The organism is Rasiella sp. SM2506 (genome assembly GCF_050859505.1).
In the GTDB taxonomy this organism is placed as follows: domain Bacteria; phylum Bacteroidota; class Bacteroidia; order Flavobacteriales; family Flavobacteriaceae; genus Marinirhabdus.
The window spans coordinates 1,605,801-1,631,019 of sequence record NZ_CP193934.1; the positions used below are offsets into that span (position 1 = coordinate 1,605,801).

General features: G+C 38.6%; 16 protein-coding genes. 13 read left to right on the forward strand and 3 right to left on the reverse strand.

From position 1 onward, the window contains the following. Positions 1–33: 33 nt before the first annotated feature. Positions 34–6,393 carry an MG2 domain-containing protein gene (locus ACQ2HF_RS07235; RefSeq protein WP_432412856.1) on the reverse strand — a complete coding sequence of 2,120 codons (6,360 nt, stop codon included), beginning with the start codon at positions 6,391–6,393 and terminating at the stop codon, positions 34–36. Positions 6,394–6,619: 226 nt separating this feature from the next. On the opposite strand from ACQ2HF_RS07235, the gene ACQ2HF_RS07240 reads away from it, so the two are divergent. After that, a complete protein-coding gene (locus ACQ2HF_RS07240; protein WP_432412857.1) occupies positions 6,620–7,573 on the forward strand; it encodes a tetratricopeptide repeat protein in 954 nt (317 codons plus the stop codon). A gap of 337 nt (positions 7,574–7,910) precedes the next feature. After that, the gene (locus ACQ2HF_RS07245) at positions 7,911–9,266 is read left to right on the forward strand and encodes a UDP-N-acetylmuramate--L-alanine ligase (RefSeq protein ID WP_432412858.1); all 1,356 of its coding nucleotides are present in this window, start codon (positions 7,911–7,913) and stop codon (positions 9,264–9,266) included. A 135-nt stretch (positions 9,267–9,401) separates the two neighbouring features. Here the strand turns inward: ACQ2HF_RS07245 and ACQ2HF_RS07250 are convergent, their stop codons facing one another. After that, positions 9,402–10,007, reverse strand: coding sequence for an FMN-binding negative transcriptional regulator (locus ACQ2HF_RS07250; protein WP_432412859.1), 606 nt, complete (start codon positions 10,005–10,007; stop codon positions 9,402–9,404). Between the two features lie 59 nt (positions 10,008–10,066). Further along, positions 10,067–10,969 (reverse strand): gliding motility-associated ABC transporter ATP-binding subunit GldA, encoded by a 903-nt coding sequence (gene gldA, locus ACQ2HF_RS07255; RefSeq protein WP_432412860.1) that lies wholly within the window; start codon positions 10,967–10,969, stop codon positions 10,067–10,069. Positions 10,970–11,351: 382 nt separating this feature from the next. Here gldA and ACQ2HF_RS07260 point away from each other — a divergent pair, with 382 nt between their 5' ends. The 11 genes from ACQ2HF_RS07260 (at position 11,352) to queA (ending at position 25,151) form a co-directional block, all read left to right on the forward strand. Further along, positions 11,352–12,434, forward strand: a complete 1,083-nt coding sequence (locus ACQ2HF_RS07260; protein WP_432412861.1) for a chorismate mutase — start codon at positions 11,352–11,354, stop codon at positions 12,432–12,434. Between the two features lie 21 nt (positions 12,435–12,455). Beyond that, positions 12,456–13,406 carry a ribosome small subunit-dependent GTPase A gene (gene rsgA, locus ACQ2HF_RS07265; protein WP_432412862.1) on the forward strand — a complete coding sequence of 317 codons (951 nt, stop codon included), beginning with the start codon at positions 12,456–12,458 and terminating at the stop codon, positions 13,404–13,406. A gap of 247 nt (positions 13,407–13,653) precedes the next feature. Further along, positions 13,654–14,106, forward strand: coding sequence for a D-aminoacyl-tRNA deacylase (dtd, locus tag ACQ2HF_RS07270; protein WP_432412863.1), 453 nt, complete (start codon positions 13,654–13,656; stop codon positions 14,104–14,106). A gap of 58 nt (positions 14,107–14,164) precedes the next feature. Beyond that, positions 14,165–16,054, forward strand: coding sequence for a DUF3857 domain-containing protein (locus ACQ2HF_RS07275; protein ID WP_432412864.1), 1,890 nt, complete (start codon positions 14,165–14,167; stop codon positions 16,052–16,054). Continuing rightward, positions 16,054–17,901: a DUF3858 domain-containing protein gene (locus tag ACQ2HF_RS07280; protein WP_432412865.1), complete on the forward strand. Its 1,848-nt coding sequence runs from the start codon at positions 16,054–16,056 to the stop codon at positions 17,899–17,901. Before ACQ2HF_RS07275 ends, ACQ2HF_RS07280 begins: the two co-directional genes overlap by 1 nt. Positions 17,902–17,912: 11 nt before the next feature. Beyond that, positions 17,913–19,946 carry a hypothetical protein gene (locus tag ACQ2HF_RS07285; protein WP_432412866.1) on the forward strand — a complete coding sequence of 678 codons (2,034 nt, stop codon included), beginning with the start codon at positions 17,913–17,915 and terminating at the stop codon, positions 19,944–19,946. Between the two features lie 9 nt (positions 19,947–19,955). Next, a complete protein-coding gene (locus tag ACQ2HF_RS07290) occupies positions 19,956–21,992 on the forward strand; it encodes a DUF3858 domain-containing protein (protein WP_432412867.1) in 2,037 nt (678 codons plus the stop codon). Between the two features lie 3 nt (positions 21,993–21,995). After that, positions 21,996–22,322 carry a nucleotide pyrophosphohydrolase gene (locus tag ACQ2HF_RS07295; protein WP_432412868.1) on the forward strand — a complete coding sequence of 109 codons (327 nt, stop codon included), beginning with the start codon at positions 21,996–21,998 and terminating at the stop codon, positions 22,320–22,322. Next, on the forward strand, positions 22,322–22,564 hold the full coding sequence (locus tag ACQ2HF_RS07300) for a hypothetical protein (protein ID WP_432412869.1): 243 nt from the start codon (positions 22,322–22,324) through the stop codon (positions 22,562–22,564). Before ACQ2HF_RS07295 ends, ACQ2HF_RS07300 begins: the two co-directional genes overlap by 1 nt. Continuing rightward, entirely contained in the window at positions 22,561–23,817 is a 1,257-nt protein-coding gene (locus ACQ2HF_RS07305) for a 3-phosphoshikimate 1-carboxyvinyltransferase (RefSeq protein WP_432412870.1), read from the forward strand. The genes ACQ2HF_RS07300 and ACQ2HF_RS07305 overlap by 4 nt, the downstream gene beginning before the upstream one ends. 284 nt (positions 23,818–24,101) lie before the next feature. Next, a complete protein-coding gene (gene queA, locus ACQ2HF_RS07310; RefSeq protein WP_432412871.1) occupies positions 24,102–25,151 on the forward strand; it encodes a tRNA preQ1(34) S-adenosylmethionine ribosyltransferase-isomerase QueA in 1,050 nt (349 codons plus the stop codon). The last annotated feature ends 68 nt before the right edge of the window (positions 25,152–25,219 follow it).

Below are 25,219 nucleotides of genomic sequence, written 5' to 3' on the forward strand. Positions count from 1 at the left end.
CGTTATATATTATATTTATATTAAAACCAAGCCTTACTCCTCAACCATAATCCGAACCCCTTCACTATGGCTTGTAAACTCCGGCGCATACATGCTTTGTATGGTCGTGATACCGTTGCTAAACGTTCCTGCGTTGTTTACACGTAAGTCGTATTCAAATACATAAATGCCTTTACGTAGGGTGTCAAAAAAGAAATTGGTGCTGGCATCTTTGGTGGCCTGGTAATAGCCTAAGCCATCCTGCCATTTGTAAGTGGAAAGTACGTCTATAGGTTCCAATCCTGCGGCGCGCATATCTTTCATATGTACAAAATCCATGTCACGGTCTACGCGTAATTCTATTCGCACGCGTACCAGATCGCCCACTTTTAAAGCCGTAGCTTCCTTAATTTCTGAAAGTTCCTCACCTGTTGCTGTATTCGTTTTTAAGAACAGTTTCTTTTTCAGTTGTAAAGGAGTTTCAGCCGAAGTGATCTTATCCAGATCCTCAAAATACTGCCAGTACAATCCGCCCCAGGCAATGCCTTCACCTTTTTTCTGCATCGTTACCGTGGCTTGGCTTTCAGAAATTTCAGTAGCATTCCAGCTCGTTTTAAAATACCCTGTCCCAGCTTCTACTTTCACATTGTCTAGTTTAGAAGGGTCTATCACGGTGTTGCCAACGGTTACTTGCACGGCTTCGGTTACAGAGAGCCAATCGGTTCCTTTTAGTAAAAGTGCATACACAGCTTCGGTAGTGGCTTTGGTAGTAGGCCATTGGTTGGTTTGCTTGTTTTTAAGCAACCATACTTTTAGGTTGTCAACAGTATTGTCCTCCCGATGTATATCGGGATCAATTTCAGAAAATACTTCTACCATCAACGCCTGGGTTTCTACTGGCGCCTGGTACCAATACCAAGACGGTGTGTTACTCTTCCAGTACATTCCCAGTTCTTCGCTGGTGATGCTGTTTTCTTTTAACGCTTTAGTGATCTTTAAAGCCGTCGTAGTGTTCCCGTTTCTATGTAACACGAGCGCAATCATCCCCTTAGAATATAAATCGCGAGTGTTCCAATAGGTTTCCATCTGGCCTACATAATAGTTGCTTATTTCTTCCACTTCTTTGCTCTTTTTCAGCTCTGGGAAGAAGCTTCGCATATACAAATACTGCGTTTGCATGCGGCTTAGATGATCTTTTTTGTAGTCTGGTTTTTCAGTGTATTTTGAAAGTTCTTTATATTCTTTTACAAATTCAGCATCTAGATAAGAAATCGCATTTTTAATTATTCGGTCTGTTTCGCCTTCGTCTGTAGTAACGCCTAGCTTATCCAAGTGTCCAAATCCAGTGACAATGTGCTGTGTGATATATCTACTAGCATATCCGCCATTAAACCAAGGCCATGCACCAGAGCCCAACTGATTTTGACGTAATTTATTCGCTGCTTCTCCTTGCTTCCGTTGCATTAAGTTGAGGTCGAAGAGGAGGGCGATGCGTTTTTTCTGTTCGGTTTCGCTTTGTGCATCACGCAGCCAGGGCGTTTCCTGAATTAACAACGATTTTAATTCTTCGTTCTTTTCCAGATTACTCAACAAGGCATCGCTGTTAGCCCATTGGTCAAACACCGCTTTAATTCGCGGATTGCTATTGGCTATATGTGTGGCGAGTGAGTTGGCGTAGTAACGCGCAAAGGTCTGCTCATTACATTCATATGGAAATTCCATTAAGTACGGCAACGCCTGCACGGCATACCAGGCTGGGTTGGACGTTACTTCCAACGTCAATTTATGATGCTTTAGGGTAGTGGAGGTATTGTTTTTCAGCTTGTCCAGTGTAAAAGTTTTGGTCTGATTGGAGCGCACCCACATTGGTAACGTTTCAGTAACCAACATTCTATTGCTAAGCACGGGTAAGGTGTTTTGCTCGCCGTCACTAAAGTTATCTGTCTTGGCAATTACTTTGTATTCCACCGCTTGTACTGTGGACGGAATTTGTAAGCGCCAGGACACTTGGGTGTTGTTGCTTTTTTCTACTGAAAAGTCTTTCACAGCATTCCTATTCCCTAACGCTATATCAATAGATTCGCCTGTCACAGCATCATTCAATTGCAACACCGCTTGTCCTGAAAGATTCGTATCACTCAAGTTTGAAATTTTACTACTGATGATAATTTCATCGCCTTCACGTAAAAATCTGGGTGCGTTGGGAACCACCATCAATTCTTTTTGGGTCACGGTTTCAAAAGTGGAAACTTTGGTGTCTAGCTCTTTTGTATGTGCCAGGAGTTGCAATTTCCAACGGGTCAATGCTTCGGGTGTGGTAAAGTTAAACGAGATATTTCCGTCTGCATCGGTGCGTAATTGTGGGAAAAAGAACGCGGTTTCCTGTAGGTTTTTACGGATTTTTACGTTGTCGAAATCGAGTGCTTGTTGTTTGTTAATGCTATCATTTACAGCCACGCCAGGAACTCTAGAGTTTAAAAGTTCTTCAACATCTCCTTCCGGAGCGTTTTCAACAGACTCTGTTTCTATAGTACTCACCGCATACCCCAACGCTTTTTTCTCTCTTGGGATTCCATAGCCCGTTACAATAACTTCATCTAGCGCTTCACTGTCTTCACGCATATAAATCTCAATAACATTATTTTTTTTCAGTATAAAATTGATAGTCCTAAAGCCCACGTAGCTGAAAATTAATTCTTCTTCTGGTTCAGCTTTCATACTGAATTTTCCGTCAAAATCGGTTTGTGTGTCACGCTTGTCATCTTCGCCTTTCAGCAATACATTTACACCTGGGAGCGGTAAGCCGTTCTGGTCATACACAAAGCCAATGATTGTCCCAGCTTCCACTTGTGCAGAATAGCTATCCTTTACGCGCTTTCGTAAATTATTCAGGTAGGAGTTGTATTTCCACGTTTGCCCAGCAATAGTAAATCCAAACCAATTGTACTGGTCAAAATGCTGTGTTTTCTGGTTGTAATTAGTACGATAGTTATACTGAAGAGCTAAAGCCCTACTCCCAAAACTATTATTGGCATCGGGACTACCAAGTGAGCGATATTGCAATGAAGGCTGCGGATTAAATTGCCACTGGTGCGGTGTAAATTGATCCAGAGAAGCGTCGTACATACTCGCCAGTAATTCTGCGGAAACTTTCTCGCCATCGGGACCTTTTATGATAAAACTCCAGGTTTCAGGAACGCCGGGTTCCAGTTTGTCGCGGAAGGTGTTGGTTTCAATAGTAAGCTCGGTTTTGGGCGCTGGAACTTGTATCAACTTGGAATCGCCTTCAAAACTATTAAAGGCCGTCAAGCTATAATGAATCGCAAATCCACCCACATCATCCCCTGTTACAGGGACCGAAATGGTTTTTGAATTATTATCCAATGCAATAACAAATGTTTCCGAAATCTGCTTTTTCTTTTCTACGGAAAGCGTCACGGTAATCGCCGCGTTCGATTTTACGGTTACAAAAACTTGGTCACCTGTTTTGTAGGTTTCCTGATCAAATAAAATTTCAAACAACTGATTGTCGGCTGGCGTTTCATCTTTATCACTAAACAAGGCTGTGTAATGCTTGGCAAGTACTTCCTGCCCAAATTTATCGGTCGTTTTGGCGATAATAATATAGGCTCCCGAAGCCCATCTTTTCAGGTTTCCGAGTTCAACTTCATCAATTTTATCCGTATTCACCGTTTTGCTGAAAACCTGCTCGCCCTGTTCCCAGGTTTTTACATCGTCTTCATTGTTATAGGGGTCGTGCGGGAATAATTTTTTAAACTGTGCTTCAGAGTATTCCTGATAATCGGGCGCATTCCAAGGACGTTTGCGCAAAACGGATTCCGGTGCTTTCAGCTTGTACATGGTAACGGTCACTTCCGCAGGAACTTTTTCCCCATTTAAATTTTTGGTGGAAAGTTTCAACGTTTGGTCTTTATCCTGCTTGTCCAATCTTTTGGGCGCTTGCAAATCGATAGTAAGGGCGTGATAGCCTACATTCACAATCGTGGTAGTGCTTTGGGTTTCGCCATTAATATCGGTCACGTCTGCACTAACTTCATATTGAAAAACAGGTTGCCCAGTTTTGTCCACGCTTCCGTCTGGGAGCGCTTTGAAGTCAATTTCGTATTCGCCTTTGTTGTTGGTCGTGGTTTCGCCAAAGGTGATTTCTTGTCCTTCGCCATAATTCTGTGGGCCTCTCCAATAATACCAACGCGGATATTGAACTTTTCGAGTCACTTTATAGACAACTTTCGCATTGGTAATATTGCTCCCCGAAAACGAAATGGCTTCTCCTTTTACTGTAATATCGTCGTTTACACGATAGGTTTCGGTTACAGGCTTAAAGTTGGTTTCAAACTTTGGGCGTTTGTATTCTTCTACGCGAAAATAGACTTCAGAAGTCAACCTTTTGCTATCGCCAGCATTCATGGTAAGATGAAATTGACCTGTTAACACACCATTAGGTACTACAAATTCACCTGCTACCGTGCCAAAATCGTTTGTTATTAGTTCCAATGTGCTTACTTTCTCATAATTCGCATCAAAAAGCACCACCGATACTTTTTGATTGGGAAGTACGCTAGATTTTTTATTCACCATTTCGGTTGCAATCCCTTTAAAATAAACTATTTGTCCGGGTCTGTAGATGCTTCGGTCTGTAAACAGAAAACTTCTGTAGGGATTGGTATCCCTGTTGTAATAGCTGTTGTAATTGTAGTAATTCGTAAATTCAGCGGTATCATCTGCCTTGCTTACCGTAATTGAATAATTATAGTAGTTGTCATTAGTATTGGGCACTTTTATAAAACCTTTTGCGTCGGTTACATAGTTTTTGCTGCTGTAATTTCTGCGGTCATCCTTTACTTCACATTTGGCATTTGCAATTGGTTGTCCGTTGTTGCGGTCAACTACTTGAAAAAAAGTGTTGGCGTTTTCCTGTGTTTTTACGATGGCCAGATTGGTGTATTGGATTTCAACGTGTTCAAAAAGACGTTTGTTGTCGTCATTGGGCGGCGAAGCTAAAATCAGATAGCGCCCTTGCGGAAAGCCGGGAAGTAAGATTTCGGTGCTGTGATTGCGGTAATCCCCTTCGTCACGGAGTTGTTGTGTCCATTGTTTTTCTAACGGTAGCTTATCAATAAAATTTCGCTTTTTTTCCTTGTCATAAATTTCCTGAAGCGCATCACTCTCTTTTGCTGAAATTTGATACACCGAAAGTTGAACACTCGGTGTGTTGCGATACGTAACCAACATCCGGCTGTCGCTTGCAATAGAAAGATAGGACTCTAACTGAAGCTGAAGTGATGGAGCGGTTATAGCTTCCTTTAAATTTTGTGCTTCGGAGGCAAGGTAGGTATCTGGAAATTCTTTAAGGAGTCGTTCGCAAATTTCAAGGACTTCTTTGTTGGCCCAGCGATGGGAAGCACTTGCTCCAGCGGTATAATTTTGTCCCTGATTGTAGGTGTGTTTTGCTATTTCAAAATCGTATATAGCTTTTGCATACAAATCCTCCACCTTGTTTTTTCCGCTTTGTAATGCGGAAAGGTACACGGCTTCTTTATCGGTAATCCGTCCGTTGGTATACACAAATGCAAGTCGCTCCACATCTACCGAAGCCAGGGGAACGTAATTGTTTTTTGCTGCATGAAACGCAATCAAATTTTGATAGATCTGAAGCGCTTTCAGCTCCAACGAAGTGCTATCCTTGGACGTTAATTTTACTTGCTGAAACGCTCGTGCATCTCCCAAATACGAAGCTTCCGAAATTTCAAATGCGTAGGTAGGTTTGGTGATAGCATTTTCGGAGGTTTTGTAAAATTCCAACGCATTGTGCGTTAGGAAATCATATAATGTGGGTCTTAAGGTGATAGAACTTTTAAAATTGGTAAGGATAGGTTCAAAAATTTGGGTAGTGGTATTTTGTAAGATTTTCTCGTTTTCCAGCGATTGTTGATAATAGGTAGAAATTTCAGCAAAAAGCGTTTCGAGATCCCAGGTTCTAAAATCGGTATCATCTACTTTATTTTCAGTTTTGGTACGTTCGTAAAACTGATAGCGATTTTGTTGAAAATAGTCCCAGTAGAGTTTTGCCAGCATGTTTTGAAGTACATTTTTGGTAGGCGCTTCACTTTTTTCAATCATACTTTTGAAATCTTCAACCACCGAGAGTTGTGCGTTTTCTTCCAAAATAAGCGCAAACTTGCTTTTAAAAAGTAGTGTTTTAATATGTTGCGCCTGGTTGTTTTCGGCTTTTGCCTTGGTTTCAATTTGAGTGACAATTTCTAAAGCACTTTTGGGTGTATCGGCTAGTTCAAGTTTTTCCACTTCATTCCAAAGCGTATTGTAACTGGGATTTTGTGCATTTAAGGAAGCCATGGTAAGTAGTACAATTATGGTGGTGTATAGCGTTTTCATACAAATAAATTTTATCGAAAGATAGTAATAGTAGTGCTTCCGAAGAAATACTAATGAGTACAGCCAGACAAAAAATGAGCCAAAGCTACTTTTAAATTAGGCAACTTCATTTTTTGGAACTGTATTTGTATAAAGTTACTGAAACCTAGATAATGAAAGTGCCGTATGTACTTTTGTTTTCTAACAATTATACAAAGCACTATATTTGAATTCACAAACCTATCCCATGAGAAACTTATTTTTTTTATTGTTGTTTCCCGCACTACTTTCGGCACAATCTTCTTTTGAAAAAGCAGAGACCTATTTCAAAAAAGAGCAATTCAGCAAGGCAAAACCACTATTTGAACAACACTTAAAAGACCATCCTAACGATAGGAAGACAAAAGAATATTTGGGCGATATTGCTGGCTACAAAAAGGATTGGGACACTGCGATAGATTTTTATGAAGATTTAGTAGAGGCCGATGATAGGAGCGCGAATTACCATTTTAAATATGGTGGTGCTTTAGGAATGAAAGCATTGTCTATTAACCGAATTAGAGCAGCAACCTACATTGGCGACATTAAAGAACATTTTGAAACAGCTGCCAGATTAGACCCTAATCATATTGAGGTGCGCTGGGCATTGGTAGAGTTTTATATTCAATTGCCAGGGATTATTGGTGGAAGCCAGAAGAAAGCGACCAGCTATGCCAACCAGTTATTAAAAATTTCTCCAGTAGACGGTTATTTAGCGAACGGCTATATCGCTGAATATGATGAACGGCCAGACGATGCGGAACGATTGTATAAAAAAGCAATTGAAATAGGCGGTTCACCAACTACCTATGATAAATTAACCGAGCATTACGAGAAAAATAACAAACCAAAGGAAGCTATGGCAACTGCTACTAAATCGCTTCAAATTCATAAACGCAACAGCCTAAATTATCAAATAGGAAAGATTGCTGCGCAGTACAATCTGGATGCAGAATTGGGTATAAATTGTTTGCAAGCCTATATTGAAAATCACTCGGTGCGTGACGGGGTTCCTAAAGATTGGGCATATTTCCGTATGGCGCAGATTTATAAAAATTTAGGTGAAAAACAAAACGCTTTACAGTGGATTAACAAAGCGCTTGTAGACCGTCCAGGTTTTGAACAGGCGCAGGATGAGAAGAAGAAAATTCTTAGTTTGTAGTCGGTAGTTGGTAGCGAGGTTGTAGTTTTTCTTTTACGAATCACACTCCCTCTGGGAGTGTCGAAAGGTGAAAGCCGCCGCGGCGGCTTTCACCTTTCGGTGAGGGACAACGCATTAGCTTTGCTTGTAGTGAAAGTGTTCTAAACTTCGAAACATTTCAACTCATAAGCCATTTCCACTACGCACCCTAACCCTAAAGGGATCAGTACGCATTTTTTTCTATCACCAGAACTCTTCAACGCTCAATTTTTTATAAACTCTTTAACTTTCCACCCAACTAAACCAAGAATCTAGTAACTTTATACACTTAACGATAAACTACAAACCATAAACCTTCATGCGAGTACACTTTATAGCCATTGGTGGCGCGGCCATGCACAATTTGGCATTGGCATTACACAACAAAAGATATCACGTAACTGGAAGCGATGACGAAATTTTTGACCCTTCCAAAAGCAGATTGGCAGCCAAAGGATTGTTGCCAGCGGACTATGGTTGGTTTGCTGAAAAAATTACTTCAGAAATTGATGCGGTCATCTTAGGCATGCACGCCAAAGCCGATAATCCCGAATTACTGAAGGCGAAGGAACTGGGTTTAAAAATTTACAGCTATCCAGAATTTTTATACGAACAATCCAAAAATAAAACCCGCGTCGTAATAGGTGGAAGCCACGGAAAAACGACCATAACTTCTATGATTTTGCACGTAATGCATTACCATGACAGAGACGTAGATTATATGGTAGGCGCCCAACTGGAAGGTTTTGACACCATGGTGAAGCTTACCGAAAAAAACGATTTTATAGTCTTGGAGGGTGACGAATATTTATCCAGCCCCATCGACAGACGACCGAAATTTCATCTGTACAAACCAAACATTGCGTTGTTGAGCGGTATTGCTTGGGACCATATAAACGTTTTTCCAACCTACGAAAACTATGTAGAACAGTTTGAGATTTTTTTAACCGAAATGACCAATGGGGGCACTATTATCTACAATCAGGAAGATGCTGAAGTGAAACGAGTGGTGGAAAACAGCACGGCAACTATTAAAAAAGTAGCCTATCAAACCCCGGAATACACCGTTGATGATGGAACTACCTTGTTAGAAACTCCTGAAGGCCCCATGCCAATAGAAGTTTTTGGAAAGCACAACTTAAATAATTTAGAAGGCGCCAGATGGGTTTGCCAACTCATGGGCATAGACGCCGAAGATTTCTACGAAGCCATTGCCACCTTTAGCGGAGCCAGCAAACGCCTGGAAAAAATTGCGGAAACCGAAACCGCTATCGCCTATAAAGATTTTGCCCACAGCCCAAGCAAAGTAAAAGCTACCACAGAAGCCTTAAAAAACCAGTATCCCGATAGAAAACTAATCGCCTGCTTGGAATTACACACCTATAGTAGCTTAAACCCTGAGTTCTTAACCGAATACCAAGGTGCCTTAGATGCAGCAGATATGGCAGTTGTTTTTTACTCACCTCACGCGGTGATGATCAAAGGCCTGGAAGAAATTAAGGTGACACAAATCACAGATGCTTTCCAAAGAGAAGATTTGATGGTCTTCACTAATCCAGCCGATTTCAAAACATTTCTCTACACCCAGGATTTTAAAGATACTTCGCTGTTGTTAATGAGCAGCGGGGATTATGGTGGGTTGGATTTTGATATGGTGAAGGAGTATTTTAAATAAAATTCCAAGCTCCAAGCTCCAAATTTTAACCGAATTTTTAAAGTACAAAAACCCAAAAATGATTTTTTGCGCCTCCGAAACTTTGCGAGCACTAAAATTAATCACAATATCTCCGTGAAGCTCTGTATAAAACTTTTAAGCTCCTCGTTTGTAAATTCCCTCCAAAAACCCAGCAATATCTTTCTGAGAACTCTCTAGCAAAGCAGTTTTCGCCAACTGAAAATCGGCTGCATTTTTATCCTGCGACAACTTAAATTTCCCTTCCCAATTCGTAATCTCAATCTCAAACGCTTGAATGTAATTGATGAGTCTATCCATTCTAGGATCATCCATGGCTAGTTTGAATGTATGCTCGGGCTGTTCGAGAAATTCGGTCATGGCTACCATGGTTTGTTTGGATGCTTCAGGGTCGTTTATGAGTTGAATAGTTCCAGTAATATGCACAATAATATAATTCCAGGTTGGAAGTTGAGGCGTGCTATACACACTGGGCGAAATATAACAATCGGGTCCTTTAAAAACTACGGTAACTTCGGCGCCATTCACCAAAGTTTCCATTTGCGGATTTTGTTTGTCTATATGTGCAACTAGCTTCCCAGTTTTTTCATTATAAATTATTGGAATATGTGTAACAAAAGGCGTATTCCCTTCCGCAGAAACCAGCATGGCAAAAGGATATGCCTTGATCACAGAAATCATTTTTTGAATATCTTTACTTTGGTGGTGTGGGGGTGGATACACTTTGATTGTTGATTTACGATTTTAGATTGCTGAACTAAAAACTGCGTACTGAAAACTGTTTACTGCGTACTGGACGTAAGTTCCACAAACAACTTCTCCAACGTCATATTCTTCTGGTGCAATTGCAGGATTTTAAGTCCGTTGTCGTGGGCAAAATCGAATACTTTGCTTCGCATATCTTCTTTGGTGTTAAAATGAAGATGATACACAAACCCAACTGGATTTTCGGCTTTCGTAATCTTAGGTATTTTTTCCAGTGCTACATTTTCTACGCGGTAATCAAACTCTACTTCTACAATTTGCTGTTGGCCATCTGTAAGCTCTTTGAGTTGTTTGTCGAGTACAATTTTACCTTTGTTAATGATAATAACCCTGTCACAAATAGCTTCTACTTCCTGCATAATGTGGGTAGAGAGCAATACCGTCTTGCTTTTTCCTAACGATTTTATAAGCTCTCTAATTTCAATTAACTGATTTGGATCTAAGCCTGTGGTGGGTTCATCCAGAATCAATACATCAGGATTGTGGAGCAAGGCATTTGCCAGTCCCACACGTTGGCGATACCCTTTGGAAAGTTGCCCAATTTTTTTGTGCGCTTCGGGAATTAAGCCCGTTTGTTTTATGACTTCGGCGATTTGTTCTTTTGAGCTTCCGAAGATTTCGGCATTAAAAGCGAGGTACTCTTTTACGTACATTTCTAAGTACAGCGGATTGTGCTCTGGTAAATACCCTACACTTTTTTGCACGTTTATTGAAGCTTCAGCAATAGAGAATCCATTGACCGTTGCTTCCCCTTCCGAAGGAGAAAGATACGTAGTTAATATTTTCATTAATGTAGATTTTCCAGCGCCATTGGGGCCTAGGAAACCTACAATTTCACCTTTTTTTATTTCAAAGGAAACGCCATCCAGCGCTTTTTGTTCGCCATAGCTTTTTGTAATATTCTGAACGGTTATCGACATACTGGTAGAAGTTACACAAAGCTAACGATACTATTTGGAATCTAGTGTTTGGTTTTTTATTGAATTTAAATCATTTCAGAAATTTCATAACAGCGCTACAGGGTAAATTTTAGAAATCATTTCAAAATAAAACTACCATAAAATTTCTTTAAAAAGTTTTCTGCTAATTACGAATTGGCTACTTTAGCACTTTAAACAAAGAAAAAACAATGACAATTCTATTCAACTTTTGGTGGCACCGAGATTATAACTAAACCACAGGGAGAATAGCGTATGTTCATAAAGAATATAATTTGAAAGTCCCTTTTGGGGCTTTTTTTATGCCCCCTGGTCTCTAAAGAGGAAATAAAAAGCCCCGTACAAAACTCAAGTCTATACATACATGGAAAATAAAAAAGAATTAAGAAACTGGCTAAATGCTTTTGGCCTTCAACACCCGCTTGTAATTGCAGGCCCGTGTAGTGCCGAAACGGAAGCACAGGTTTTAAAAATTGCACACCAATTAAAAGATACAGATACTACCGTACTTCGTGCAGGAATCTGGAAACCAAGAACCCGCCCAGGAAATTTTGAAGGGGTAGGTGCCTTAGGTTTAAAATGGTTGCAAAAAGCAAAAGAAGAAACAGGATTACTCACTACTACTGAAGTTGCCAATGCTAACCACGTAGATCTTGCGTTAAAACACGACATAGATATATTGTGGGTAGGCGCACGCACCACGGTTTCACCTTTTATAGTTCAGGAATTGGCAGATGCTTTGAAGGGAACCGATAAAACAGTACTTATTAAAAACCCTGTAAATCCAGATTTGGCTTTATGGTTAGGAGCTGTCGAACGTTTTTATGAGGCAGGTGTAAAAAATTTAGGTGTAATTCACCGTGGCTTTTCAACCTATGAGAAAACTCGCTACCGCAACAATCCAGAATGGCAAATTCCAATCGATTTGCAAAACCGCTTTCCAGACCTACCCCTAATTTTAGATCCTTCTCATATTGCAGGACGTCGGGATATTATTTTCGATTTATGCCAAACTGCGTTGGATTTGAACTACGATGGATTAATGATAGAAACTCATTACGATCCAGACAATGCCTGGAGTGATGCCAAACAACAAATTACACCAGCTTCTTTAGACCAGATGACGATTGATCTTCGAATTAGAAAAGAAGAAGGAGACGCAGTTGAGTATCGAAACAAATTAGCCACTATGCGGGCGAAAATAGACGTGATAGATCATAAGTTGTTGGAGGTTATGGGCAACCGGATGAAAATAAGTGATGAAATTGGAAAGCTCAAAAAAGAAAACAATGTAGCTATTTTGCAAACGAAAAGATGGAATGAAATTTTAGGTAAAATGATTTTACAAGGAGAAGAAAATGAACTGAGCGAAGAATTTATCTTGAAATTATACAAAGCAATTCACCAGGAATCTATTAATCACCAAAAGAAAATCATCAATACCTAAAATTTTTTGCAACTTTGCGGTATGAAAGGAGTGGTCTATAAATCTACCGGAAGTTGGTACACGGTAAAATCGGAGCAAGGCAAATTTTACGAATGCCGTATTAAGGGGAAGTTCAGGATGGAAGGTATAAAAAGCACCAATCCTGTGGCAGTGGGAGATCACGTTCAGTTTGAGGTGGAAACCAAAGGTGATGAAACTATTGGTATCATCAACAAAATTGAAAAACGGGATAATTATATTATTCGAAAAAGTGTAAATCTCTCCAAGCAAACACATATCATTGCTGCGAATGTAGATATTGCATTTCTGCTTATCACATTAAACAATCCGCCTACATTTACCACCTTTATAGATCGGTTTTTGGTGACTGCAGAAGCGTATCATATTAAAGCTGTCTTGCTTTTCAATAAAATTGATACCTATAATGAAGACGAAACGCTGGAAATAAAATACCTGGCTGCCATGTACCGAGAGATTGGATATGAATGTGTGGGGATTTCGGCCGAAACAGGGAAAAATGTAGCCAAGGTAAAAGAAATGATGCAAGGGAAAGTTTGTATGTTCTCTGGTCATAGCGGTGTTGGGAAATCTACCTTAGTCAACGCATTAGAATCCTCACTAGATTTGAAAACTTCAAAAATTTCTGACCAACACAAACAGGGGCAACACACCACCACTTTTGCCGAAATGTACGATCTTTCTTTTGGCGCAAAAATAATTGATACTCCAGGAATCAAAGGATTTGGTGTGGTTGAAATTGAAAAAGAAGAGCTAGGCGATTATTTCCCTGAGTTTTTTGAGCTAAAACAACATTGTAAATTTAATAATTGTCTTCACGTTGAAGAACCTCAATGCGCTATAAAAGATGCTTTGGAAGCTGATGAACTTGCCTGGTCCAGATACAAGAGCTATCTTCAGATTTTAGATGGCGAAGAAGAACATTTCCGAAAAGATATTTACGATAAACAGTAAGTGGAGGTACGAGGTACGAAGTACGAGTGACGAATTTTAGAACTAAGAACAAAGACAGTCCTGAAGTTTTCAAACTGAAAGATGTGTTTTTAAACCCCTAATGAGTTCCTTCCCTTAGCATCCTTTTTTTTAAGTTTTTACAGTAATTTAAAGCGGATAAGGGAAGGTGGATTTCGGTGTTTTGTATAATTACTATAAAGCTGTTTTTTCCGAAAATCGGAAGGGATGACATAAATAAAAACCATAAATGCGCATCATCATCCAAAGAGTAAAAAAAGCTTCCGTAACCGTTGCTGAAAAAGTAATTTCAGAAATAGGGCAGGGATATTTAATCTTGTTGGGCATTGAGGGAGAAGATAGCCAAGAAGATATCGATTGGCTTTGCGGAAAAGTAGCGCGACTTCGGATCTTTGAGGATGGCCAAAGCGCTATGAATAGGTCAATTCTGGATGTGAATGGCGATATAATCGTGGTAAGCCAGTTTACGCTGCACGCCAGCACCAAAAAAGGGAATCGCCCAAGTTTTATAAAAGCTGCTCGGCCAGAAACTGCCATTCCTTTATACGAAGCATTTGTGAAGCAATTAGAAAAAGAACTAGGTAAAAAAGTACAAACAGGTGAATTTGGAGCGATGATGGATGTGGCGTTGGTAAATGATGGGCCGGTGACGATTATTATCGATTCAAAAGTTAAAGAATGAATTTTTGTTGGGAAAAATTTAAGAATAATTTATATTGCCCAACTTCATTAACTTACTTATGTATTTACGTAGTTTACTACTCCTGTTTTTAGTTTCAAGCACTTCAGTTTTTGGTCAATATGCTGTAAAGGATATTCCTGAAACGCTTACAAAAGGTGTAAGTACCGTGATGCGCAACCAAGAAACCATACTAACGCTCAAAGATTTCAACAGTACACTGGTTTCTTTTAAGGAAGCCATAACCGTATTTAATAAAGATGGTTTAAATGCCCTCCGTACAAAAGTGGGGTATGATGGTAGTTCTTCTATAAAAAATATGGAAGCCAAAGTATACGATGCGAATGGGGTGGAAATAAAAAAGTTTAAAAAACGCGATTTTATAGATGTAAGCGCTACCGGCAGCAGTATGTATTCCGATGATAGAATGCTGTATATAGAGTACACGCCAACATCCTTTCCCTTTACAATGGAGTTTGCATATGAAATGCGATCCTCTTCTACAGCTTTTCTTCCTCGCTGGGAGCCTGTCCCATTTTATAGTATGAGCGTAGAAAAATCTTCATTTTCGATTAGCAATGAAAAGGCGATACCTATCATTACCAGAAAATTTAATTTAGACGCCTTTGAAACTTCTGTAGCTGAAACTCCAACACAGTATGAGTATACCATCCAAAATGTGATGCCCATGGAAAAAGAAGCGCTGGGACCTTATTACACCAAATTTGCACCTGTAGTGAGAATAGCTTTAGAAAAATTTCAGTTGGAAAATGAAGAAGCGTATATCAAAAACTGGAAAGATTTTGGGATGTGGCAAAAAAACACCCTGTTAAAAGGAAGGGATAAAGTTTCTGACGCCACGATAACAAAAATCAATAATTTGGTAGCTGGTGTACAAGATCCAAAAGAAAAAGCACGATTAATTTACCAATACATGCAGGATAAAACCCGCTATGTTTTTATTGCAATAGGAATAGGCGGATGGCAACCTTCGCCTGCACAAGAGGTAGATGAGTTAAGCTATGGTGATTGTAAAGGCTTAACAAATTATACCAAGGCTTTGCTAAAAACACAGGGTATAGACTCCTACTATACCATTGTATATGCTGGTGAAGGTGGGCAAGATATAGATGAAGATTTTGTGGCTCTCCAAGGCAATCATGTGATTCTTACTGTGCCTTTTGAAGATGAAAATGTGTTTTTGGAATGTACCAGCCAGCAGGCACCTTTTAATTATTTAGGAGATTTTACAGACAATAGAAAAGTACTTATGGTCACTCCAGACGGTGGAGTTATTGGAAAAACACATACGTACAAAACAGAAGATAATTTACAAACCGTAACAGCAAATGTTACTATAAGTCCAACGTTTGAAGTCTCAGGAAAAATCTATGAAACTTCAGCAGGAATCTTATATGGAAATAAAAACCTGCTGGAAACTGCTGCAAAAGATGATATTTCCATGTATTACAAACGCCTTTGGGGACATCTAAATAATTTGGCATTGGGAAATATAGATTTCAAAAATGATAAAGAAAAAGTGCTTTTTACCGAGAGCCTAAATTTTGAAACTGATAATTATATTTCTAAAGCAGGTGATAAAATTTTGCTTAACCCTAACATAATTACCAGATATAAAGACCTGCCTGCCACCGAAGAAAATAGAAAGTTGCCCTTAGAAATAAGACGCGGTTCCACGTATCGCGACCAAATTGAAATTTTATTACCCGAAGGGTATACAATCGAGGCAGCTTTCGAACCTATTGAAATTACTTCAGAATTTGGCACCTATAAAGCCTCTGTTACAAGCTTAGAAGGTTCCAAAATAAAATATGAAAGAGAACTGGTGTTAGATTCGGGCACCTACCCCAAAGAAGCGTTTAACAAGTATGTAGCTTTTATCCAACAAGTGGTAAAAAAAGATAGGTCTAAAATTGTATTAGCCAAATAATGAATAGTAGATATCTAGCTCTAGCGATACTTTTTTTAAATTTTATAACAATCTCATTAGCGCAGGAGCGAAAATTTGGAGATGTTACTGTGGCCGAACTTCAAGAAAAAAGTGATGCTGTTTTTCCAGATGCAGCAGCAGTTATTTTGTATCGCGACATTGATTTTTCTTACGGAAATTCGCTTCATGTCCACGAAAGGATTAAAATATATACTTCGGAAGGTTTTGATAATTCAGATTGGACTATTAGGTTTGACGATGTAAAAGGCTTAAAGGCTGCCACCTACAATCTAGAAAATGGTAAAGTTGTTACGGAGAAAGTTTCAGGCAGAGGAATTTTTAAAGAAAAAGTTTCAGAAGAGGAAGAAATAAGCAAGCTTACTTTTCCCGGCGTTAAAGAAGGTTCTATTATCGAACTTAAATATAAAGTAATTTTTATTGGCTTATCAACCCTGTATTCTCAAGGCTATCTTCCTATAAAATACCAGCGAATTAAAATAGAGAATGGGTACTATGGTAATTTATCCATTAGGGAGAATCAATATGTGAAATTACCTATAGAGCGTCTTGACGTCGCTGCCGGCACTCTGTTTGTTGGTGAGAACATTCCGGCTTTGCGTACAGAAAAATTTGTAACTAATGTAAATAACCACAGAGGTAAAATTTTAATGGAACGTCATGGCGTAACTTACCAACAAACCTGGTCTAGCGTAGCGGAACAATATTACAACGCAGAATGGTTTGGAAAACAATTACGCAAAGGGGATGCCCTCTATAAAAAGGATTTAAAAATATTGCTGGGGGATGAAACCGACCTGCTCACTATTGCCAAAAAAATTGACAGGTATGTAAAGGATAACATAAAATGGAATACTAAGTACAGCCGGGGCTCCGAGTACGTTAAGACAATTTATAGGGATGGAGAGGGAGACTCTGGAGATATAAATTTACTGTTAGTACATATGTTACGATCCAGAGGGGTAGATGCATCTCCTATTTTAGTAGCAACTAAAAACAAGGGGTGGGTTATGTATCCACAAATGAATGCTTTTAATACGGTTCTTGCCGTTGTTGAAATAGATGGGAAGCACTATTTGCTAGATGGTTCTCAAAAGAATGCTGCTTTTGGGCAAATACCTCTGCAATATGTTAATGATAAAGGTTTGATACTCTATGATGATGGTAGCCACGAACTTTATCCTATAAGGGTAACAGAGCCCTCAAAGAATACAGTAATAGTAAATGTAGCCCTTAATCTTGAAGAACTTTCAGCAAGTGCTGCTGTAAAAAAACAGCTTACAAATTACAAAGCTTTTGAACATAGAGAGTATTATAAAGATTTAAAAAACGAAACATACGAAGAGGCACTTAATAAAATAGATTTCTTTACAGCTACACAAGTAGAAAAGAATTATGAGGAAAACACCGAAAAGCCAATTGCTACTTCTTTTAATTTTAAGATTGAAGACTACTTAGAACAAATTAATGACTCCTATTATTTTGAACCTTTATTAATATGGGGTTCAAAAGAAAATAAATTTATAGAAGAAGACCGCCTGTACCCTATAGATTTTGAATACCCTTTTACAGAAAATTATATTATTAATTTTAAAATACCAGAAGGATATAAAATTGAAAGTTTACCAGAGCCCAAACTTATTAAAATGGAAGATGAAATTGGATCTATGTTATTTAATATTCAACAGAGGGGTAATGAGATACAGGTGTTGTTTACGCTCAATTTTAATATTTATTTAATCCCTGCAAACTATTATCCTGGCATACAGGCATTGTATTCAGAATATTTCAAGATTTCAAAATCCAAAATTGTACTCTCAAAAATATAAATACCTATTTTATGATACGTAATTACCTAATTATAAGTTTCTTAGTCATTTCAGCAAGCTTAACAGCTCAAAACTTCAAATACGGAAAAGTCTCTAAGGAAGAGCTGGCCGAAAAGCAAAACGCCAGCTATCCAGAGGCAGATGCTACGGTGTTATATCGTGATTATAAAGTAAACTTTGCTTATACACAAGGAGATGGCTTTGTCCAAACAGTAACGGTTCATGAGCGTGTTAAAATTTATACCAAACAAGGGTTTGATTGGGCTACCAGAAACTATATAGTGTACGATAACGGCAGTGACAGAGAAAAGTTTGATGTAAAAGGGGTTACCTACAACTTGGTGAACGGATCTATAGAAAAGGAAAAACTTCAAAATAGTGCCCAGTTTGAAGAGCGAATTAATAAATATAGAGTAAATAATAAATTTACAATGCCAGCCATAAAGGAAGGAAGTGTGATTGAATATGAATACACACTCATTTCTCCGTTTTCTAGAATTTCAGATATAAACCTGCAGTATACAATTCCTATAAACAAGGAACTTGTTGAATTAAGAGTGCCAGAATATTATGTTTACAATATTCAATCTAATCCAAAAGCAAGCATAGCTTATTCATTTGACCAGGACTCTAAACAAAAGAAAATAACGATACGAGGTAAAAGTGGTTTAGGTACGGCAAATTACAATGAAGGGTTTAGAGGGGCGAGAGGTAATAATGGTACTTTTAAAGGCAATGAATATGTCTACAAAGAGAATATTTATTTGCTGGAAGAGAGCAATATATCCCCTTTAAAGGAAGAAATATATGTAGACAACCTTCAAAACTATCAAGCCCGTTCTATCTGGGAATTGTCCATGATAAAGGATCCTAGTGGGGTGCCCGAAACATTTGCTACTTCCTGGGAAGCCGTTTCAAAAAATCTGTATGAAAATGATGATTTTGTGAACGAAATTAATAAAAGCGATTATTATCAAACCGATCTAACTGCTGCCACCAAAGGAGCAACTTCAGAGGAAGAAAAAATGGCGATGATTTTAGACCTGGTAAAATCGAAAGTGAAATGGAATGACTATTATGGTTACTTTCCAGAAAAAGGGGTGAAAAAAGCATACAAAGAAGGAACTGGAAACACCGCAGATATTAATTTAATGTTGGTGTCTATGCTTCAGAATGCTGGGTTAAACGCGTATCCGGTTCTGGTGAGTACTAAGGAAAATGGAATTCCTGTGTATCCTACAAGAGAAGGTTTTAATTACGTAATTGCAGCGGTAAATGCAAACGGTAAAATGTATGTGCTGGATGGGACCGATCTGTATGCGAATGTAAATATGCTGCCCGAACGCGCTATGAATTGGCAAGGGAGATTAATTCGTCCCGACGGAACATCGGACTGGGTGGGGCTCTATCCAGGATATGCTTCCAAAAAACTTACATATGTGCAAGCTGAAATTGATGGCGATAATGTTTTGGTAAAAGTTCGTGAGCGTAAAGGAGGGCATTTTGCGAAGGATTACAGAAACGAATTTGCAAACACTACTACGCAAAGCCAGATAGAAAACATAGACACGGGTAATGAGGCTGTAGTGATTACAGAATTTGAAGCTAAAGATGTAACAAGCACAAAGGAAAATATGAGTGTAAGTTATACGGCAAATTGTAACTCATTGGTAGAGGATATTGCTGGCGATTTGTACATTTCTCCAATGTTATTTTTTGCACAAACTGAGAATCCGTTCAAAGATGATAAAAGAGAATATCCCATCTTTTTTGAATACCCAAAATCCCAGAAATACAATATCTCCATTAAAATTCCTAAAGGCTACAAGGTAAAATCTATACCACAAGCCATTAAAGCCGATTTGGCGAACAATACAGGAAGTTACACCTATTTGCTAAAGGAAGCTCCCGGGATCGTGCAATTAGCCGTATCTTTAGATATTAATACACCCATTATCCTTCCGCAGGATTATGAATATGTAAAAGGTATGTTCTCACAAATAACTGAAAAGGAAAAAGAAAAAATTGTATTGACAAAAATCTAACATCATTTTATGAAGTTTTCCTTACTACTAGTTGGAGGCCTGTTTATATCATTCTATGCTTCTGCGCAGAATTATAAATTCGGAAAGGTTTCCCAAGAAGAATTGCAAGAAACCAAAATGAATTTGCATCCTGAAGCCAATGCTGCTGTGCTGTTCCGAAATTACGAAGTTGCCTATGAATACAGAGACAGCAAAGGGTTGTTGCAAATTGTTGAAGTACACGAACGAATAAAGATTTACAACGCCGATGGGTATGAATGGGCAAACAAAAAAGTGCGTACCTACAATGATGCGCGGGATCAAGAAGTTTTTAATGTAAAGGGAACCACCTACAATCTAGTGGGTGGAAGTGTGGTTAAGGCTAAATTAGATAAGGACGCGGTTTTTGAAAAGCGGATTAGTAAATTTAGAGTAGACAATACATTTACTATGCCTAACGTTCAGCCAGGAAGCATCATAGAGTATATGTACACTATTACTTCGCCCTTTTTTAGCATTGAGGACATAGATCTTCAGTATAGTATTCCTATTCAAAAAGAAATAGTTCAGCTCAAGATTCCCGAATATTTTACGTACAATCGATATAACAATCCGCAGGCAAAGCTTAATTTTAATTATAAAGAAGAGATTAATGAGAAAAAAATAACACTTCGTGGTCGAAAAAATCTTGCCAACAATATCTACTCCAATGGAAGGGGAACCGCTTTCGATCGAGTAAGCCCTAGTGGTACTGAAAATACGCTTAACTATGAAGAAACTACCTATACACTAGACGAAACCAACATTCCTCCTCTAAAAATTGAAAATTTTGTTGAGAATATAGATAACTATCGGGCAAAATCACTTTGGGAACTAGCAATACTTAAAAAACCTTCTGGATTTCCAGAGGCGTTTGCTACAAATTGGGAGGATGTGGCAAAGACTATTTATGAAGATGCCTTTTATAAATCTCAGATAGCGGAAACAGCCTATTATAAAAATGATTTTAGTACAGCTATCGCGGGTATACAAGATGCTGAAAAGAAAATGGAGGCGATTCTTACTCTTATAAAAAGCAAAGTAAAATGGAACAACTATCTAGGGTATATAACCGATAATGGGGTAGCGAAAGCCTACAAGGAAGGTTCAGGAAACATTGCAGATATCAATTTAATACTTATTTCTATGTTGCAACAGGCAGATCTGGACGCATCCCCAATCTTAGTGAGTACGTCAGATAATGGTAAGCCAGTTTATGCGACACGAAAAGGTTTTAATTATGTAATTGCTGGTGTTAAGTTGCAGAACAACTATGTGCTTTTAGATGCCTCCGACCCCTTTTCTGGAATAAACCTGTTACCGCAACGCGCCATGAACTGGCAAGGAAGAATGATTCGTCCTGATGGGAGTTCTGAATGGATCCCCTTATACCCTAATTATATATCACAACAATTATTCTTTATTGAAACTACCATTGAAAACGGTACTGTAACCGCAAAGGTGAACGAAAGTAAAGGAAATCATTTTGCAAAAGAATATAGAGACTTATATGCAAATACCAACGTACCATCCCAGATTAATGCCATTAATATAGGCAACGAAAATGTAGATATATCAAATTTTGAGACAGCCAATGTGAGCACCACAAAATCTACAATGAGCGTCTCTTATACTGTCAATTCAACATCGCTCATAGAAGAAATAGCTGGAGATTTGTATCTCTCGCCTATGTTGTTCTTTGGTCTGGGGGAAAACCCTTTTAAGAGTGATGCTAGGGAATATCCTATGTTTTTTAAGTTTCCGCAAAGTAAAAAATATACCATTTCAATCAAAGTGCCCAAAGGATACGAGGTACAATCTTTACCAACAAATACTAAAATTACCCTTGGAGAGAAAGTGGGTGCCTTCACGTATATTGTGAAGCAAACCAATGATAACATTCAGATATTGGCTAAATTTGATATTAGTACTCCTTTTATTCTTGCAGAAGACTATTCCTATTTAAAAGAATTATATTCTCAAAGGATTGCAAAAGAGAATGAAAAGATAGTGTTTACCAAATTATAACCCATGAACATTCAAAACGCCCAGAAAGCAGTTGACGATTGGATACAGGAACACGGCGTTCGGTATTTTAACGAGCTCACCAATATGGCGCAGCTTACAGAAGAAGTAGGTGAGGTAGCTAGAATTATTGCCCGTCGCTATGGCGAACAAAGCGAGAAGGAAAGTGACAAAAACAAGGATTTAGGAGAAGAACTGGCAGATGTGGTTTTTGTAGTATTATGCCTTGCAAACCAAACAGGTATAGATTTACAAGCTGCTTTTGACGCCAAACTTAATTTGAAAGCAAAACGCGATCACGATCGTCACCATACCAATCAAAAACTAAAATAATGTTTAAAAGAGTTGTGAGTCATAAAGGGTTTTGGAAATCGGTTGCGGTGCTTAGTCTTATTTATATGGCAGTATTGATTGTGGTGCAAGGAATTTCCCTGGGTTTTTCTGAAATTTTCTTGGATAGATTACTTACCATAAAAAGTATTGTGACCCTGTTGGGGGCAGGTGTAATTTGCGGATTCGCCATTACCTACGCAAAATTTTGGAGAAAGTTGAAAGAACAAGACTATAGAAAATGAAACTAGAGCTGTCCCGTTCTTCGGAAGAAATTACTGAAGCTGCTCTGCAAATCACTGGTTCTAAAAGTGAAACAAACAGGCTGCTCATTTTACAAGCATTGTATCCAAACGTACACATTGATAATGTTTCCAAAAGTGACGATAGCGAGGTGCTTCAAAAAGCATTAAAATCTTCAGATAAAATTATAGATATTCACCACGCAGGCACTGCGATGCGTTTTTTGACTGCTTATTTTTCAGCAAAAAATGATGCAGAGGTAATTTTAACGGGTAGTGAGCGAATGCAGCAAAGGCCTATTGGTGTTTTAGTAGACGCTCTTAGAATGGTAGGCGCAGACATTACCTACACTAAAAAAAGTGGTTTTCCACCGCTGAAAATTAAAGGAAAAAACCTTCAAAAACACAAGGTGACGCTCAAGGCAGGCGTGAGTAGTCAGTTTATTTCGGCTTTGTTACTTATTGCTCCGTCGCTTCCCAATGGGCTGGAATTAACGTTGGAAGGCAATGTGACCTCGCGCCCCTACATTGAAATGACGCTTGCACTTTTAAAACAAGTAGGCGTTTCAGGTCATTTTGCTGAAAATACCATCACAGTGCATCCTCTTTCAGCAATTCAAGATGCTATTGTTACGGTGGAGAGCGATTGGAGTTCGGCTTCCTATTTTTATAGCCTGGTAGCACTTTCAGGCCCGCCTGCCGGACAGGCAGGTAAAAAAACCATTCAGCTACAAAGTTATAAAACTGAAAGTTTGCAAGGCGATAGTGCATTGGTTGGGTTATACAAGGCATTAGGAGTACATACTATTTATAATCCGGAAGCATATAGCATCACGCTAGAAAAAAAGAAAACCCATTTACCATCGGTATACCAAGCAGATCTTTCCAACACACCAGACATTGCGCAAACCATTGCGGTAACCTGTTTTGGCTTAGGAATAGGATGTAAGCTTACAGGGTTGCACACCCTCAAAATTAAAGAAACCGATCGCCTCCTCGCACTTAAAATTGAATTAGAGAAATTAGGGGGAGTTGTTAGTATTTCAGAAGATAGCCTAACTATAAGTCCTTCAAAAGAGATACACCAAAGTGTTGCTATAGACACCTATAACGATCATCGTATGGCAATGGCATTTGCTCCGTTAGCATTAAAAACATCGCTTATAATTAATAATGCCGAAGTAGTTTCAAAATCATTCCCTACTTTTTGGGAGGATATGCGCAAGGTTGGAGTGCAGGTTCAGGAAATCTATTAAAGCGATTGGATCCTTTGGCCGATTTTAAAAATTACTTAAAAACCTGACCATATTAGATGCTATATTTTCTGAAAACTTGTGTCTTCACGGAGACTTTTAAGGTTCCTGAGTAATTTGAGAAAACCTTTTGTTACTACTAAAAATGTGTGTTCTCAAATTGTATTGCAGGGCCGTTACCACCTATTTATTAATTAATCCAAAGATAAATCGTCATTTACTTGACAACGCCTATGTTGAGGTTGTATATTTGCAACCTTTTTAAACGAAATTGTACTGCTATGGGAATGAAATTATCGAACTTCAGTTTTAACCTTCCAGAAGAGCTTTTGGCCGAACATCCTGCGCCCAATCGTGATGAGGCCAGATTAATGGTCTTAAACCGAAAGGAACAGACCATCGAGCACAAGATGTTCAAGGATTTGATAGATTATTTTGAAGAAGATGATGTATTGGTATTAAACAACACCAAAGTATTTCCAGCTAGATTGTACGGAAATAAAGAAAAAACAGGGGCGCGTATTGAGGTGTTTTTACTTCGTGAGTTAAACCCAGAAACCCGTTTGTGGGATGTGTTGGTAGATCCAGCGCGTAAAATACGTATTGGTAACAAATTGTATTTTGGCGAAGATGAATCTTTAGTAGCTGAAGTTATAGACAATACTACAAGCCGCGGGCGTACCCTTAGATTTTTGTTTGATGGTTCTTACGAAGAGTTTAGAAACAAACTTACAGAACTTGGTGAAACACCCCTTCCAAAATATATTAAAAGAGAGGTAGAACCAGAAGATGCAGAGCGTTACCAGACTATTTTTGCAAAAAAGGAAGGTGCTGTTGCGGCGCCAACTGCGGGACTTCACTTTTCAAAACACCTTTTAAAGAGACTAGAAATTAAAGGTGTAAATTTTGCTGAAGTTACCTTGCACGTAGGTTTAGGAACCTTTAGCCCGGTTGAGGTGGAAGATCTGTCAAAACATAAAATGGACAGCGAAGAGATTGCTATAGAAAAAGATGCCGTTGTAATAATTAATGAAGGAATAGCAAAAAAGAGACGTGTTTGTGCCGTAGGAACTACGGTGATGAGAGCGTTGGAAAGTTCGGTATCTTCAAACGGTACGTTGAATGATTACGAAGGTTGGACCAATAAATTTATCTTCCCTCCATACGATTTTAGTATTGCCAATATGATGGTAACTAATTTCCATACACCAAAATCTACCTTATTAATGATGGTTGCGGCTTTTGCAGGACACGATTTTGTTAAAAAAGCGTATGCCGAAGCTATTAAAGAAAAATACAATTTCTATACGTATGGTGATGCCATGCTTATTATATAAGAATTCATTTACTTTCTATAAAATCCCTGCCATTGGTCGGGATTTTTTGTTTTATATCGTTTTATACT

Coding starts and splice junctions, on each gene's coding strand:
- ACQ2HF_RS07235 (WP_432412856.1), bottom strand. CDS start 6,393: ATGAAAACGCTATACACCACCATAATTGTACTACTTACCATGGCTTCC.
- ACQ2HF_RS07240 (WP_432412857.1), top strand. CDS start 6,620: ATGAGAAACTTATTTTTTTTATTGTTGTTTCCCGCACTACTTTCGGCA.
- ACQ2HF_RS07245 (WP_432412858.1), top strand. CDS start 7,911: ATGCGAGTACACTTTATAGCCATTGGTGGCGCGGCCATGCACAATTTG.
- gldA (WP_432412860.1), bottom strand. CDS start 10,969: ATGTCGATAACCGTTCAGAATATTACAAAAAGCTATGGCGAACAAAAA.
- ACQ2HF_RS07260 (WP_432412861.1), top strand. CDS start 11,352: ATGGAAAATAAAAAAGAATTAAGAAACTGGCTAAATGCTTTTGGCCTT.
- rsgA (WP_432412862.1), top strand. CDS start 12,456: ATGAAAGGAGTGGTCTATAAATCTACCGGAAGTTGGTACACGGTAAAA.
- dtd (WP_432412863.1), top strand. CDS start 13,654: ATGCGCATCATCATCCAAAGAGTAAAAAAAGCTTCCGTAACCGTTGCT.
- ACQ2HF_RS07275 (WP_432412864.1), top strand. CDS start 14,165: ATGTATTTACGTAGTTTACTACTCCTGTTTTTAGTTTCAAGCACTTCA.
- ACQ2HF_RS07280 (WP_432412865.1), top strand. CDS start 16,054: ATGAATAGTAGATATCTAGCTCTAGCGATACTTTTTTTAAATTTTATA.
- ACQ2HF_RS07285 (WP_432412866.1), top strand. CDS start 17,913: ATGATACGTAATTACCTAATTATAAGTTTCTTAGTCATTTCAGCAAGC.
- ACQ2HF_RS07290 (WP_432412867.1), top strand. CDS start 19,956: ATGAAGTTTTCCTTACTACTAGTTGGAGGCCTGTTTATATCATTCTAT.
- ACQ2HF_RS07295 (WP_432412868.1), top strand. CDS start 21,996: ATGAACATTCAAAACGCCCAGAAAGCAGTTGACGATTGGATACAGGAA.
- ACQ2HF_RS07300 (WP_432412869.1), top strand. CDS start 22,322: ATGTTTAAAAGAGTTGTGAGTCATAAAGGGTTTTGGAAATCGGTTGCG.
- ACQ2HF_RS07305 (WP_432412870.1), top strand. CDS start 22,561: ATGAAACTAGAGCTGTCCCGTTCTTCGGAAGAAATTACTGAAGCTGCT.
- queA (WP_432412871.1), top strand. CDS start 24,102: ATGAAATTATCGAACTTCAGTTTTAACCTTCCAGAAGAGCTTTTGGCC.